Genomic DNA, 12,138 nt, shown 5'->3' with positions numbered 1-12,138 from the left:
GAAAATGGGATACAAAACGCTGAGACTCGTCTTGGGTGACCAATTGGATAGCCAACATTCATGGTTCTCTCAACTGGACAATGATGTCCTCTATCTAATCGCCGAACTAAAGCAAGAATCTGAATATGTGACGCATCATATTCAAAAGCAAGTGGCGTTCTTCCTATCCATGGAAAGTTTTGCGCAAAGCTTAATGCAGCAAGGGCATCACGTTCACTATCTCACTCTAGATGACACTTGCGACTTTGACTCTTTAACGGAGCTGATTGCCTCAGTCGGTGAGCAACACAACATCGTTAGATTTGAGTATCAAAGACCAGACGAATATCGTCTGCTTGACCAGTTGTCTCGCTTTTCTCACCCACAATTTTCAGCCACCTTGGTGGAGTCTGAACACTTTTTACTGACTTTTTCAGAATTAGAAACCTATTTCGTTAGAGGTAAAGCATTAGTCATGGACCACTTTTATCGCAAGATGCGCAAGAAACATGGCATGTTGATGGAAAGTGAAACCAAACCACTTGGCGGTAAATGGAGTTATGATGCTAATAATCGCAACAAACTAAAAAAATCCGACATAGAAGCTCTACCCACACCGTTATTGTTTGCGTCACCGACGAAGGAGACGGTGTCTCGGATAGAGCGTCACAACCTAACTTCGATAGGACGAATTGGTGAACAACTCATTTGGCCGATTAATCGTTCTCAATCTCTCACTCTACTGGCACACTTTTGCCAAGTTTGTTTGCCCAATTTTGGCCGTTTTCAAGATGCGATGACGGAACAGCATGAGAGTCAGTGGAGTCTGTACCATAGCCGCCTTTCATTCTCGCTTAACTGTAAGATGCTTTCCCCTTTAGAGGTGCTGTATGCAGCCATTGAACAGTATGCTCACTCTGATGGGCAGATCACACTTGCGCAGATTGAAGGCTTTGTCCGACAGATACTCGGTTGGCGTGAGTATATTCGAGGCATGTATTGGAGCAATATGCCAGACTACTCGACGACCAATGCGCTAAAAGCTTCTAGGGCGCTACCTCAATATTTTTGGAACGGCGAGACAAAGATGAGTTGTATGAAGCGAGCCATCACTCAGTCTCTTGATTTCGCTTACGCTCATCATATTCAGCGTTTAATGGTGACTGGTAATTTCGCGTTGCTCACAGAGTTGGACCCAGACCAAGTAGAACAATGGTACCTTGGCATTTATGTTGATGCGATTGAGTGGGTAGAAATGCCCAATACTCGAGGTATGGCTTTGTACGCAGATGGAGGACTTATTGCGACCAAACCTTATGGTTCCAGTGGTGGTTATATCAACAAAATGAGTGATTATTGTAGTGGGTGTTTTTATAACGTCAAAGAGCGTTCAGGTCGACAGGCCTGTCCTTTTAACGGATTCTACTGGCGGTTTATGCATAAGCATCGTGAGTGGTTGAGTAAGAACCCCCGCACAGCGATGATTTATCGGACTTGGGACAGATTGGCTCCCGAAGTACAGGATGAACATCTTACAACGGCCGAAGCAAATATAGCTCGAATAGAGCGCCTGTGAGGTATAGATGCAGCCATTGAATGTTTTGATCGTTGGTGCTTCTGGAGGGATAGGGAGTGCGTTAAGCCAACATATTCTGACTCATACCAATGCCAATGTTTTTGCTACTTATCGCCGTGCTCAGCCTAGAGTGCAGCACGCGCGATTGCGCTGGTATGCTTTAGATGTCACCGTAGAAGATGACTATAGCTCGTTAACGACGTCACTCGATGCTGAGGCTGACCATCTAGACTGGGTCATCAATTGTGTTGGTGTCTTGTCGATAAATGAGCTTACTCCTGAAAAGAGTTTAAAGGCAGTTACCTCAAACAACCTTATGACCAGCATTCAAGTCAATACTCTGCCTACTTTGCTGTTAGCAAAGCACATTTTACCTTTTATCAGAAGGTCGGATGCCCCCCGCTTCGCTACTATCTCCGCAAGAGTAGGTAGCATTGACGATAATGAATTAGGTGGCTGGTACAGCTATCGCTGCTCGAAAGCCGCGTTGAACATGGCAGTGAAGAACATAAGTATTGAATGGGGTCGCTTAATCAAACGTTCCTGCACGATAGCTTTACATCCTGGAACGACGGACACCGAACTTTCTCTGCCTTTTCAAGCCAATGTGCCAGAAAAACAGCTATTCGCGCCAGATAAAACTGCAGGATTACTGTTCCACGTTTTGGAAAAACTTAGACCAGAAGACAACGGTCGATTCATTGCTTACGATGGCAGTGATATTCGGTGGTGACAATGTTTAACACTCTGACGTTTTCTTAGCTCCGCGCGCTTTACTTGAGCATCGCTTTGAGCAATAGCGAACTTGCTCCCAGCAGCGTTGCCATTTTTTTCGCCAAGTGAAAGGCTTGTCACAATGACCACAGATTTTTCTCGGAAGATGTGATTTTCGATGCATATTGACCGCGTCTTGGTTCTTTTTGATATCTACGAGTTGATAACAGACGAGATCATCACCCATAACATTTAAACTCTTCTCGCGATTATTTTATCTATCCTTTAAAGTAGTAACGGTCCATAAGGAGTCGTCATGCAGTTAGATATTTATCAGGTAAATGCATTTTCCAGTGAGCCCTTCAAGGGCAACCCTGCTGGTGTGTGTATTACTCAAGAACCGTTACCCGCATCGTTAATGTTGTCTATCGCTAAGGAAATGGCGATCTCAGAAACCGCATTTCTATCATTATCCGATAACCGCTTGCGTTGGTTTACACCTCAACTGGAAGTGGCGCTTTGTGGCCATGGCACACTAGCTACTGTTAATGTACTAGATGAAATAGGGCTGTTAGAAAAAGATGGAAAATGCAGTTTTCATACGCTTTCTGGGGAGCTTCATGCGCAGAAAGTTGGTGAACGAATTTCCTTAGATTTTCCACTTTATCCTGCCAATGAGGCTAACATGTCGCTTGCGAAATTGGAGGCTCTGGGTCTGAAAGAAGAGGATATCGAGTTCTGGGGTGAGTTCGAAGGTGGTAAAGACTTACTGGTGATGAAAAGTGAAGAACGCCTGCATCATCTAACTCCAAATTTTCACGCTCTTAACCAATGTGAAGGTCGAGCATTGGCGGTAACGGCTAAATCTGAGCGTAGTGATGTGGATTTCATCGTTCGCTATTTTGCTCCTTGGGTTGGAGTCAATGAGGATCCTGTTACGGGGTCTGCCTATTGTGCATTGGCTCCTTATTGGGCCGATAAACTCAATAAGTGTTCATTAATTGGCTTCCAAGATTCTGAGCGCGGAGGCTACGTTGGTATGATGTTGAAACAAGACCGTATTGAGCTTAGTGGTCAAGCGATTACGCTTATCAAAGGTACTATCAGTGTTTAATGAGAAATGGGTTCCTCAGTTTCTGGACTTTATTCGAGCGGAAATGATCACTGATGCGGCGCATGATCTTAACCATGTATTACGGGTCGTTAATTGTGCTAAACGCTTATCAGTGACAGAAAATGCTAATTTGGATGTGGTTATTCCAGCGGCCTATTTGCATGATTGCTTTACTTATCCTAAAGATCATCCAGAACGTGCGAGCAGTTCAACTATCGCGGCACACAAGGCGTGTCAGTTTTTGAGATCAATAGGTTACCCAGAGTTGCATATTGATGCCATCCACCATGCGATTGTCGCGCACAGTTTTTCCGCTAATATCGCAACCGATTCTATTGAAGCTAAAGTAGTACAAGATGCTGACAGATTAGATGCATTGGGTGCTATAGGTGTTACACGTTGTATTCAGGTTGCGACCAGTCTAGGTCGAACTTTGTATAGTACTGATGACCCTTTTTGCATTGAGCGTTCTGCTGACGATGCCAAGTTCACCATTGACCATTTTTACATCAAGCTATTTTCCATTGCAGACACAATGAAAACCGAAGCGGGTAAACAGGAAGCAATCAGTAGAGTGGCGTTTATGAAACAATATCTAGCGCAATTAGGGCACGAAATATCATGATTGAACATCAACAAGATAGACAGAGATTTGTACTCTCTTCGAACGGGCAAGACTCGGTATTGGATTACAAGCTTTCGGGTAATACGGTTAATTTTACTCACACCTTTGTACCAGAATCACTGCGTGGAAAGGGCGCTGCAAAACAGTTAGTCGATCAGGGTCTTGCGTGGGCTAGAGAGCAAGGCTATCAGATTGAAGCCGACTGTTGGTATGTGGCTAGATTCTTGAGTAGATAACCGTACCTTGGGTTAGCTTAGCGACGGTTTTCACACCGTCGCTGCAAGAGTGACGAAGGCTAACGTTCTGTGTCAAATGGATACGGGTCTAAGCCATTACTTTTACCGTCATCGTCACTGTCATTATAGATACCATCCACGGGGGAGCGTCCCCAAGCATCCAACTCTCTATTAATGGCTTTAGAGACAGAAACGTTGTCGAAATAGATTGTCCTAGGACTGCGAATTTCTGTATACATTCCGATCTTGGTGTAGCCATTATTGCTAATCAGCATGTTTTTACCTTTCCGGTCGAGCTTCAGCTCACCATTGACCCAGACTTTTACTCGTCCATCGTCGGCCAAAGACTTTTTAAAGTAGATACGAATATCAGTCCATTGGTCTTGTGGTGCAACGCCTAAATCGATCACCGGATAGTTAGGTGCGTGGAAGCTGAGTCTGAAAAGCCCATCATTGCTTAGACGCACTGCGGCGTGAGGACCAGAACTGAATGACTTCCACTGTGCCAAGATAATGGAGTACTTTGTGATGGTCTGCCAAGATGCATCGGGGCGAATACTGGCACTAAAATAGAAGTCATCTCCCGGTGCGTACTGATAGCGGCCATCCATAAAGGCTGTCTCGCTTCGATAAGCTGGTGGCTCGCCGTAAAACTTCATCACATGATTACCTGTGCGAGCCCAGTCTACTTGAGCTACCTCGTAATAGTGATAGCTGGCGGGTATTTTGGTGAGTGAGTCGTAACTACTAGAAAAAGAGGGGGTGAGTTCCCCAGGTAAGCCGGAATCTGCTAGACCGTTTTCCCAACCAGCAGTGTATATGGTGGCTGGATTTTCGATTGTCGTGGTTCGGTCGATTTGAATGTCGACCCAAGCTGGTTGCGATCGGTTAAATCCGTCTTCTACATGGTAGAAGAAGCTATCTAAGCCGACAAAGTCAGCATTTGGCTGATATAGTATTTGTCCTTCGACAACGGTAACTGTTCCATAGTTTGGTTCAGATGCAATGACGATGGTTAGTTCATCACCTTCAGGGTCTAGGTCGTTTGTTAACACATTGCATAGTAGTGCTTGGTTCTCTAAACCATTGCAGCTATCTGGGGAGATAATGGTGACCTCATTTTTCCACCTTTCTGGGTCAAGTGGATAATCATCGTCTATATCGGCAACACCATCTCCATCATCATCAATGTCCTTGTTATTTCCAATGCCATCGCTGTCCGTATCGACAGATTCGTTAGGGTCATAGGGAAAGGCATCTTCGGCATCAACGACACCGTCGTTATCAGAGTCTTTGGAAAGGGGCGATAAGTCAAACTGCAAGCGATCAATACGGATTGAACCTTCTACTGCTGCGAGCGTAAACGTATGTTCCCCTTTAGTTAACCAAATGGTTTGAGGTGAGGTTTGCTCAAATTCGCGAGTAATCTGGGTAGAGGAAAGGAACGGAATCCGGAACAACACCTCTGTGCCCTTACGCAGTTCTACATGTTTGGTTTTGTCGGCAGAAGAACCCAACCAAGCAGAGAATTCATAGTAGGCATCCTCTTCGATTTGTACGGTGTAGTTGATCCATTCGTCGCGCGCAAACCAGCCAACGTGTACCTGCCCATCACTGTGAGTAGAGAAGTCCACACCATCGTTACGGTATTGCTTTCCCCCTCGGTTCTCTGGTTCTTTGTCGAAGTAGGCGATGCCTTGTCCACCAAGGTCATAATCTTCCGCTTCCACAATGGAAGGTAATCGGTGAATAGGTAAGGCAGACTTGGTGTCGTCCCAAGGATAAATATCTTCAAGGTCGGGAACTCCGTCGCCATCAGAATCGACATTGGCGAAGGTCAGTGAGGTATTCAGCAGCATCCCCAACATCAATGCGGGGAGAATCATTGTAGGGTAACTTAATCTTGTTCTCATAATATATTCCTTAGTTATTTACGCCTGTTACGAGCTCTGGTCGCAACATGTAATAGGCGGAGCAAATTGGAATTAAATGAGTGCACTCTTCAACACCTTAGAAAGTTTGGAATGCATATCAAACAGGTTTTATATTGATGGGGTGAATGTATGTTGGGAAAGAAAGGCTATTTCTACGCATTAGATAGAAAAATAGCGACTAAGGCTCAAAATTTACGAATAAGTCCTTTAGCCAATATATACGTGATACCAAGGGTTAATACGGCAGTAATTTTGTTAGTGATGGACACATAAAAACAGTGAATATAATAAGATTTCTTTGCGTTCGGCGAGTAATGAGCGCATAAGTTTTAAATTGTTAGCTTTCACACTGCAGCATATTGAATAGCCGATTAAAAACTCGGCGGTACAGTGGTTTTTGGTTTTTTGTAAATTTACTTAGAATTGGAATGAAAGTCTTACAGAGATGGTGTAGAAGTGGTTAAACCACTTTGATATTCTGGGGGTGGTATCGAGGTTAGGAGGCGTGGAATGAAGTGGAAAGTCAGTATGGCAATATTGACCGCTCTTGCTCTAGTGGGTTGCAGTAAGCCGGAGATAGAAACCGTCGATAATGAACTAAATGCACACCACTTAGATCAAGTTGTTGTAGTGCACGGCTTGGCGAGAAGCGCTTGGTCGATGCAGAATATGTCAAAAGGTATTGCCAAACAAGGCTATCAAGTCTGTGTCGTGGATTATCCAACGCTTCGCCAGCCTATTGAAAACACGCTTGCCGAGAGTGCCAAGGAGCTCTCTCGATGTATTGACGAATTTAATCACTCAAAAAACCTTGTCACTAATCAGTCGAAAATTCACTTTGTTGGGCATTCATTAGGTGGATTGGTGATCCGCTCGTACTTGGCACAGCACCCTGATTTTGTCGACTCATCGGAGATGGGAAAAGTGGTGTTTGTTGGTACTCCCAACCATGGTAGTGATGTTGCTGATTTCTTTTCGGACACTTGGATGCTATCTCTAGTGGGTGGTACCGCTGAATCGCTAACAACCAGTCCTAATTCATTCCCAAACAGTTTGCCAATTCCAAACTACGATTTCGGTGTCATAGCAGGTACGCAAAGCTACCCGGTTTTTAGTGGCATGTTTAGCAAGAGCAACGATGGGCTAGTCTCGGTGGAATCGACAAAACTTGATGGCATGCGAGACTTTATTGAAGTAGATATCAAACACGATAGGCTACGTCGTGATCCTTATGTAACCTCATTGGTACTGAACTTTATTGAGACCGATAAGTTCGAATCGAAATAACGTAGCATTATAGAACGATACGATAGTGTTAGTTCTTTAGTGCTGCGGCATTTTGTCTCGTGACTTCGTTAGCTAATAGCATTTTGAGTGACATTCTTCAAAAAATAGAAAATTCATTTCATTAGATATTTATAATTATATATCTGAATAAATATCCAAATTCAAAAGTAATTATCATTTATGATTGTTTTGTTTGCGAATATTCTTCAAAAATATCTAATTATTAATCCAGACAAATAATTCTATTTCAGCGGCCATTTAACTATTGCAAGAATAAGTGTGAACAAGGCACAAGAATAACAGTAAATAAAGGCGTATATTTTCTTTGAAATTATGATTAGTAATTCTTATGGCTTCAATGTGGTGATTGAATGTAAAACATACAGCTAAAGTAGCAGGATAGCCCTTCTACTAAGGAGAATACTATGACTACCCACGTCGTTCACGAGCCGAAAAAGTCGGGAGGCTTTTTTGCAAATTTCAAGTTTCCCTCAGCCTATACCATTTTATTTGTGTTGATTGCTATCGTTGCAGTCATGACCTGGATTATTCCTGCGGGTCAATATGAGAGAGTGATGAATGAAGATCTGGGCAGAGAAGTTCCAGTGGCTGGAACTTATTCTAGCGTAGAAAGTAATCCACAAACTCCAATCGACGTCTTAATGGCTCCTATTGATGGCTTCTATGATCACAATAGTTATGAAGCAGGTGCAATTGATGTCTCGTTATTTGTATTAGTCATTGGTGGCTTCTTGGGATTAGTGACTAAGACCGGAGCGATAGATGCTGGAATTGAGCGTGTAACTCACAAGTTAGAGGGTAGAGAAGAGTTGATGATTCCCATCCTTATGGCCTTGTTTGCCGCGGGTGGCACTGTCTATGGGATGGCAGAAGAATCTCTACCATTCTACACACTTCTCGTCCCAGTAATGATGGCAGCTCGATTTGACCCACTTGTAGCGGCCGCTACCATCTTATTGGGAGCTGGGATTGGAGTTCTGGGTTCCACAATTAATCCATTTGCTACAGTGATTGCTGCGAATGCATCCGGTATTCCTTTTACCGATGGTATTTTATTGCGTCTAGCCATGTTAGTGCTTGGGTGGATCATCTGTGTTGCTTATGTCATGAGATATGCTCGAATGGTCAAGGCCGACCCGTCTAAATCCATTGTTTATGATAAACACGAGGAGAACAAGGCTCATTTCCTCGGTAATAAAGGAGAGGAAAAACTCGATTTCACTACAACGAGAAAAGTGATTTTAGCGATCTTTGGTGGTTCATTTGCTGTAATGATATACGGTGTTTCGGTTGCTGGCTGGTGGATGGCAGAGATCTCTGCGATGTTCCTAGCCTCGTCGATCTTGGTTGGGCTTGTCGCTAGAATGAGTGAAGAATCTTTCATCAATAGCTTTATTGAAGGTGCGAGAGACTTACTCGGAGTAGCTTTGATTATTGGTATTGCTCGAGGCATCGTTGTTGTGATGGACCGAGGGATGATCACTGATACCATATTGAATTCTGCGGAACATATTGTCACTGGTCTTTCTTCGATCGTGTTTGTTAATGTTATGTTTTTCCTAGAAATATTATTGTCTTTCTTGGTGCCTTCGACTTCTGGTCTGGCTGTGTTGACGATGCCGATAATGGCTCCTTTAGGTGATTTTGCCGGTGTTGGTCGAGAGTTGGTTATTACAGCGTATCAATCCGCTTCAGGGCTGGTGAATTTGATAACTCCAACCTCTGCTGTTGTGATGGGAGGTCTTGCTATAGCTCGGGTTCCTTACGTGAGATGGCTGAAATGGGTGGCTCCACTAATGGCTATTCTGACCGTATTCTGCGTGGTAATGCTTAGTATTGGTACGCTTGTCGGTTAAATGTTCGTTTGCCTAGTCTTTATACTGGCCCATTGCTATTAGCAGTGGGCTTTTTTGTTGCAGTTTCTGAGTTAGCTGCGAAGAGAGTCGTCACTTCTATGCCTTTGTGACGAAATACCAATTTTTCTCCTTTTTGTTTGAATATGAGCTGCGTTCTATCGCTTATGTCCGACGGTCTCTTGAATGTGATGTTTGTCACGAAAATAGACTAAAAATTGTTAATGGATACAGAGGAGGTGAGCTAGGAATAGGTAACTAACAAAAGCCAATGCATATTTCTTCCAAGTAATCATATCCATTAGAATTAATAATGCGAATCAAGTTTCTTAAAAGAACGTAACTATGACTGCTTCACGAATAATCCATGCATACTATTTCATTTAATATGCCAGATTAATTCTCGGTAATTATATTTATCAAGGAATAAATATTGTTAACAGCCACTTTTATGGCGCCTTTGTTTACATATATATTTGTGTGATCGGTGTCCAATATTATTTTGAATGATTGGTACATATTAATTACACCACAACGAAGCTATTAATATATTCCATAAAGAACGATTTTGGTTCTTATAATATTAGAGAGACATGATTATGAATAAACTATATGTTGGTTCTGAAGTTGGTCAGTTACGCCGTGTCTTAATACATCGTCCACGACGTGCTCTCACTCACTTAACGCCTTCTAACTGCCATCAACTGTTGTTTGACGATGTACTAGCGGTAGAGAAGGCTGGCGAAGAGCATGATGTTTTTGCCAAAACACTAGAATCACAAGGTGTTGAGGTTTTACTTCTAACAAATTTACTTGCTGAAACTCTCGCTATTTCAGAAGCAAAAGATTGGCTGCTAAATATTCAGGTTTCAGATTTTCGTTATGGCAATACCTTTGCCAACGATGTGAGATGTTATTTGAGTGATATGCCAAACATCGAATTAGCTAAAGTACTTACTGGGGGCTTGTCATTTGGTGAAATGCCGCTTGAGTCTTCGTCAATGTTGCAATCTTTATATAAAGCTAACGATTTCATTATCGACCCGTTGCCAAATCACTTATTTACTCGTGATACATCATGCTGGGTTTATGGTGGTGTCTCTATCAACCCGATGGCGAAGGTCGCTCGTCAAAGGGAAACAAATCATTTACGTGCAATATATCGCTGGCATCCGACCTTTGCTGGACAAGACTTCATTAAATACTTTGGTGATGAGCAGCAATCGTATGATCACTCGACTATCGAAGGTGGAGATGTACTGGTCATAGGTAAAGGCTCTGTGTTGATCGGCATGTCTGAGCGTACCACGCCACAGGGCGTAGAGCATTTAGCATCGAGCTTATTTAAGAACAACCAAGCTAAGCAGGTTATTGCTTTAGAACTACCGAAAGATCGCTCATGCATGCACCTAGATACGGTTATGACACACATGCGTGAGGATACGTTCTCCATCTACCCTAATGTTATTCCTGATGACGTGAAATGTTGGAGTCTTACTGGTGATGAATCCGGTCGAGTAACGGCTACGCAGCAGAGTTCGTACATTACGACGATTGAAAAAGCGTTACAGGTCGACAAGTTAAATCTTATCACTACTGGAGGCGACAACTTCGAAGCTGAACGTGAACAATGGAATGATGCAAATAACGTCCTGACGGTCAAACCCGGTGTTGTTATTGGTTACGAACGCAATACCTATACCAACGAGAAGTACGATAAAGCCGGCATTACCGTACTACCAATCCCTGGTGATGAGCTTGGCCGCGGCCGCGGTGGTGCGCGTTGTATGAGCTGCCCAATTGAACGTGATGGTATTTAGTCACTTCGCTTTTCATTACCTGTATTGGATAAAAGATTATGAAGAAACAAACTATCGTTGTTGCTTTGGGTGGTAATGCCTTACTAAAGCGCGGAGAGCCACTCGAAGCAGAAGTACAACGCCACAATATTGAAATCGCGGTTAAAACCATTTCGGAAATTGCCCTGCAATATAACGTCGTATTGGTGCACGGAAATGGCCCTCAAGTCGGGCTATTGGCATTGCAAGGACTGGAATATAAGAAAGTGAGTCCTTACCCACTTGATGTATTGGGTAGCGAGACACAGGGCATGATTGGCTACATGTTGATGCAAGAGTTCAAGAATCAAATGCCCAGCAAGAATATCACCTGCATGTTGACACAAATGACTGTGGACCCAGCCGATCCGGCATTCAAAGATCCTACCAAGTTTATTGGCCCTGTCTATGACAAGCAGGAGGCATGTGAACTGGCTGAGAAATATAATTGGACTGTGAAACCTGATGGTGATTATTTCCGCCGTGTGGTCCCAAGTCCATTACCAACTGGCATTGTTGAGCACGAAGCTATCACCTCCCTTATTGATGAGGGGCACCTTGTTATTTGCACTGGTGGGGGTGGTATTCCGGTCACGCATAAAGATGGCAAGCTGGTTGGAGTTGAGGCGGTGATTGATAAAGACATGTCGGCAGCTTTCCTTGCCAAACAACTTCACGCAGACCGATTACTGATATTAACTGATGCCGACGCCGTTTACCTAGATTGGGGTAAACCAACTCAACATGCGTTGAGAGCCACGACACCATCAGAACTGTCACGTTACCAGTTCGATGAAGGTTCAATGGGGCCTAAAATTGATGCCTCGTGTGAGTTTATTAATCAAGGTGGGCAAATGGTGGGGATCGGCGCACTACAAGATGGTCTTCGCATTCTTGAAGGGACCGCAGGTACCACGATTTCAAAAAACTAATTTTGTCGTCGAATACGTATTTAAATTAA

Annotated in this window: 11 protein-coding genes; 9 read left to right on the top strand and 2 right to left on the bottom strand. The window is 43.5% G+C overall.

Annotated features, from left to right (window positions below; genetic code table 11):
- The first annotated feature begins 4 nt into the window (after window positions 1-4).
- A complete protein-coding gene (locus HOP38_RS24710) occupies window positions 5-1,555 on the top strand; it encodes a cryptochrome/photolyase family protein (protein WP_198559234.1) in 1,551 nt (516 codons plus the stop codon).
- A gap of 7 nt (window positions 1,556-1,562) precedes the next feature.
- Window positions 1,563-2,288: an SDR family NAD(P)-dependent oxidoreductase gene (locus HOP38_RS24705; RefSeq protein WP_242456581.1), complete on the top strand. Its 726-nt coding sequence runs from the start codon at window positions 1,563-1,565 to the stop codon at window positions 2,286-2,288.
- Between the two features lie 6 nt (window positions 2,289-2,294).
- On the opposite strand, the gene HOP38_RS24700 is transcribed toward HOP38_RS24705, so the two are convergent.
- Window positions 2,295-2,453 carry a DUF2256 domain-containing protein gene (locus HOP38_RS24700; RefSeq protein WP_006070291.1) on the bottom strand — a complete coding sequence of 53 codons (159 nt, stop codon included), beginning with the start codon at window positions 2,451-2,453 and terminating at the stop codon, window positions 2,295-2,297.
- A 132-nt stretch (window positions 2,454-2,585) separates the two neighbouring features.
- Here HOP38_RS24700 and HOP38_RS24695 point away from each other — a divergent pair, with 132 nt between their 5' ends.
- From HOP38_RS24695 to HOP38_RS24685, 3 genes are read left to right on the top strand one after another with little or no spacing between them, the layout of a single operon-like run.
- A complete protein-coding gene (locus HOP38_RS24695) occupies window positions 2,586-3,383 on the top strand; it encodes a PhzF family phenazine biosynthesis protein (protein WP_006070292.1) in 798 nt (265 codons plus the stop codon).
- Between the two features lie 43 nt (window positions 3,384-3,426).
- Window positions 3,427-4,008, top strand: coding sequence for an HD domain-containing protein (locus HOP38_RS24690; RefSeq protein ID WP_050798594.1), 582 nt, complete (start codon window positions 3,427-3,429; stop codon window positions 4,006-4,008).
- On the top strand, window positions 4,005-4,244 hold the full coding sequence (locus HOP38_RS24685; RefSeq protein WP_006070294.1) for a GNAT family N-acetyltransferase: 240 nt from the start codon (window positions 4,005-4,007) through the stop codon (window positions 4,242-4,244). The genes HOP38_RS24690 and HOP38_RS24685 overlap by 4 nt, the downstream gene beginning before the upstream one ends.
- Before the next feature lie 59 nt (window positions 4,245-4,303).
- Here the strand turns inward: HOP38_RS24685 and HOP38_RS24680 are convergent, their stop codons facing one another.
- Window positions 4,304-6,157 (bottom strand): heparin lyase I family protein, encoded by a 1,854-nt coding sequence (locus HOP38_RS24680; RefSeq protein ID WP_198559233.1) that lies wholly within the window; start codon window positions 6,155-6,157, stop codon window positions 4,304-4,306.
- A 531-nt stretch (window positions 6,158-6,688) separates the two neighbouring features.
- Here HOP38_RS24680 and HOP38_RS24675 point away from each other — a divergent pair.
- The 4 genes from HOP38_RS24675 (at window position 6,689) to arcC (ending at window position 12,109) form a co-directional block, all read left to right on the top strand.
- Window positions 6,689-7,465: an alpha/beta fold hydrolase gene (locus HOP38_RS24675; protein WP_031494072.1), complete on the top strand. Its 777-nt coding sequence runs from the start codon at window positions 6,689-6,691 to the stop codon at window positions 7,463-7,465.
- A gap of 425 nt (window positions 7,466-7,890) precedes the next feature.
- On the top strand, window positions 7,891-9,342 hold the full coding sequence (locus tag HOP38_RS24670) for a YfcC family protein (protein ID WP_171389933.1): 1,452 nt from the start codon (window positions 7,891-7,893) through the stop codon (window positions 9,340-9,342).
- Window positions 9,343-9,938: 596 nt separating this feature from the next.
- On the top strand, window positions 9,939-11,159 hold the full coding sequence (gene arcA, locus HOP38_RS24665) for an arginine deiminase (RefSeq protein ID WP_038227808.1): 1,221 nt from the start codon (window positions 9,939-9,941) through the stop codon (window positions 11,157-11,159).
- A gap of 38 nt (window positions 11,160-11,197) precedes the next feature.
- On the top strand, window positions 11,198-12,109 hold the full coding sequence (arcC, locus tag HOP38_RS24660) for a carbamate kinase (protein ID WP_198559232.1): 912 nt from the start codon (window positions 11,198-11,200) through the stop codon (window positions 12,107-12,109).
- Window positions 12,110-12,138: the final 29 nt, after the last annotated feature.

The sequence above is a fragment of the Vibrio mediterranei genome (assembly GCF_013364395.1).
Classification (GTDB): Bacteria; Pseudomonadota; Gammaproteobacteria; order Enterobacterales; family Vibrionaceae; genus Vibrio; species Vibrio mediterranei.
Note: the sequence above shows the minus strand (reverse complement) of the source record. Positions and strands in the feature narration are given on the sequence as shown.

Coding starts and splice junctions, on each gene's coding strand:
- arcA (WP_038227808.1), top strand. CDS start 9,939: ATGAATAAACTATATGTTGGTTCTGAAGTTGGTCAGTTACGCCGTGTC.
- arcC (WP_198559232.1), top strand. CDS start 11,198: ATGAAGAAACAAACTATCGTTGTTGCTTTGGGTGGTAATGCCTTACTA.
- HOP38_RS24700 (WP_006070291.1), bottom strand. CDS start 2,453: ATGCATCGAAAATCACATCTTCCGAGAAAAATCTGTGGTCATTGTGAC.
- HOP38_RS24690 (WP_050798594.1), top strand. CDS start 3,427: ATGATCACTGATGCGGCGCATGATCTTAACCATGTATTACGGGTCGTT.
- HOP38_RS24710 (WP_198559234.1), top strand. CDS start 5: ATGGGATACAAAACGCTGAGACTCGTCTTGGGTGACCAATTGGATAGC.
- HOP38_RS24675 (WP_031494072.1), top strand. CDS start 6,689: ATGAAGTGGAAAGTCAGTATGGCAATATTGACCGCTCTTGCTCTAGTG.
- HOP38_RS24670 (WP_171389933.1), top strand. CDS start 7,891: ATGACTACCCACGTCGTTCACGAGCCGAAAAAGTCGGGAGGCTTTTTT.
- HOP38_RS24695 (WP_006070292.1), top strand. CDS start 2,586: ATGCAGTTAGATATTTATCAGGTAAATGCATTTTCCAGTGAGCCCTTC.
- HOP38_RS24680 (WP_198559233.1), bottom strand. CDS start 6,157: ATGAGAACAAGATTAAGTTACCCTACAATGATTCTCCCCGCATTGATG.
- HOP38_RS24685 (WP_006070294.1), top strand. CDS start 4,005: ATGATTGAACATCAACAAGATAGACAGAGATTTGTACTCTCTTCGAAC.
- HOP38_RS24705 (WP_242456581.1), top strand. CDS start 1,563: ATGCAGCCATTGAATGTTTTGATCGTTGGTGCTTCTGGAGGGATAGGG.